At 36.7% G+C, this 2,098-nt stretch carries 2 protein-coding genes; both read right to left on the bottom strand.

Features of this window, described 5'->3' with window-relative positions:
- Positions 1-214 precede the first annotated feature (214 nt).
- Positions 215-919, bottom strand: a complete 705-nt coding sequence (gene pyrF, locus H5072_RS17730; protein WP_149602755.1) for an orotidine-5'-phosphate decarboxylase — start codon at positions 917-919, stop codon at positions 215-217.
- A gap of 44 nt (positions 920-963) precedes the next feature.
- Positions 964-2,097 carry a lipopolysaccharide assembly protein LapB gene (gene lapB / locus H5072_RS17735; protein ID WP_310735898.1) on the bottom strand — a complete coding sequence of 378 codons (1,134 nt, stop codon included), beginning with the start codon at positions 2,095-2,097 and terminating at the stop codon, positions 964-966.
- Between the last annotated feature and the right edge of the window lies 1 nt (position 2,098).

A 2,098-nucleotide genomic window follows, 5' to 3' on the forward strand; every position in this document is an offset into this window, starting at 1 on the left:
GGTACGTTGGAATTATATCTGTAACGGTTGTTACACCATCGTATGCTTTATTAGAAAAAACGTACTTATTTACTGAAAAACCCGCAATAACAATTACTATAGAACCAAAAAATAACTTCAAAACAAACCCCTACTACATTTTGATTTTATTAATGTAACATAAAACTCACATAAGGTAAGGGGTTTTAGCACTATATGACTGCTTATTGTTAAATTAAGCTATAGAGTTATTAACATCACTAAGCACTTTTACAGGATTATCTGCTTGAGTAATCGGTCTGCCTATAACTAAATAGTCACTTCCTGAATCTATAGCTTGCTTAGGTGTCATTATACGCTTTTGATCACCCGCATCACTCCCTTCAGGGCGTATACCAGGCGTAACAAGCTTAAAGCTATCACCTAACTCTGTTTTTAAAGCTTTTGCTTCTTGTGCAGAACACACAACACCATCAAGCCCAGCTTCCTTTGCAAGCTTAGCTAAATAAATAACTTGCTCTTGAGCTGATTTATCAACACCTAAACGCTTAAGCTCTGTTTCATCCATACTTGTTAACACAGTAACAGCGATAAGTAATGGCGCTTTGTCACCAAATTTCTCTAGAGCCGATTTAGCTTTGCTCATCATTTCAAAGCCACCAGATGCATGAACGTTTACCATCCACACCCCCATTTTAGCAGCTGCAGTAACCGCTTTAGCTACTGTATTAGGAATATCATGAAACTTTAAATCTAAGAAAACATCAAAACCTAAATCAATTAACTCTTTAACAAATGCAGGTCCAAAATAGGTAAACATTTCTTTGCCGACCTTGAGACGGCAAGTATCAGGAGAAAGTTGTTTAACAAAGTTTAAAGCAACTTCTTGATCATCGTAATCTAATGCAATAAGAATTTTTTTTGAGTGTTCGAAAGACATAACTATCCTAGTGAATGGCAGTAAAGTTATAAATTATGGGGTTATTAAAATCCGTCTAAGCCTCGACTTGGAACAATGGTTTCCCAATGCTTACAAGAAGGGCAATTCCAATATATGGTGTAGCTTGTAAAACCACAATGCTGGCATTGAAAATCTGGTTTTGTAGCAATATAAGAGGTTACAAGCTTATCAATTTCGTTAAGTACTTCTTTAGTATTTTTATTTTGGTCACCCATTAATTGCAGTAAAAAACTAAAACCACGAATAGTAGGTTGACGTTTTAAGCTATCAGTTAAAAATTCAAAGGCTTGCTTGGTGTGACCTTGCTCAAGTAATGCTTGGCAATGCTTTATTTTAATTAATACTCCGCCCTTCTCTAACAAGTCACTGACTAACTCGTGAAATTGATGCGTCAAATTCAATTGTTTATAACTGTGTGCCAGCTCATCAATAAACAACGGAGCAAACAAGGTAAATTGAGAGACAAGTTCACGCCAGTAATAAATAGCTTTAACGTAATCTTCTTTTGCGTAAGCAACTAACCCTAACTCGTAAAGCGGACGCACGGCTTTATAATTTAAGCTAATCGCTTTTCTCATTAGTTGGGGTGTATTGTCACTTAAAGCTGACTCACAATAAAAATTAGCAATTGCTTTAAATTGCTGTTCTTTTGAAAATAGTTCGCTATAGGCTTCAAACATGTTGATGCCTTTTTCCCACTCACGGGTTTGCGAATATAAAGTGATAATAGGGTCCAGCGCTTCTACATGCCCTGCTTTAACTAACCAAACTAAGTGCTCTTCCGCACTATCTAGTAGTCCGGCCATTATATAATCTTCGGCTAGTTCTAAACGGCTAGTTGCAGCTTGTTGTTCATTTAAGCTTGGGTGTTTTAATAGAAGTTCGTGAATTTTTATTGCGCGGTCTAATTCACCTCTACGGCGAAACATGGTGGCAAGTGTAGAATAGTGTTCAACAGAGTCGGCTGAAACTTCAAGTAAGTTGATTAAATGCTCTAAGCCTTGATCTTCTTCTCTATCGAGTAGAAATTTTAAGCCTTTGCTATATTCAGAAGTGATCTGACGATTAAGTTGATGAGCTTGGTTTTTAGCACTGTTTTTACCCATAATCCAACCGTAACCAGCGGCAACAGGTAATAGTAAAAACAAAAGCTCAATC

It is taken from the genome of Pseudoalteromonas sp. SR45-5, from assembly GCF_014163565.1.
Lineage (GTDB): Bacteria > Pseudomonadota > Gammaproteobacteria > Enterobacterales > Alteromonadaceae > Pseudoalteromonas > Pseudoalteromonas distincta.

Excerpts from the sequence above, each read along its gene's own strand:
- pyrF (WP_149602755.1), bottom strand. The coding sequence starts at position 919 with ATGTCTTTCGAACACTCAAAAAAAATTCTTATTGCATTAGATTACGAT.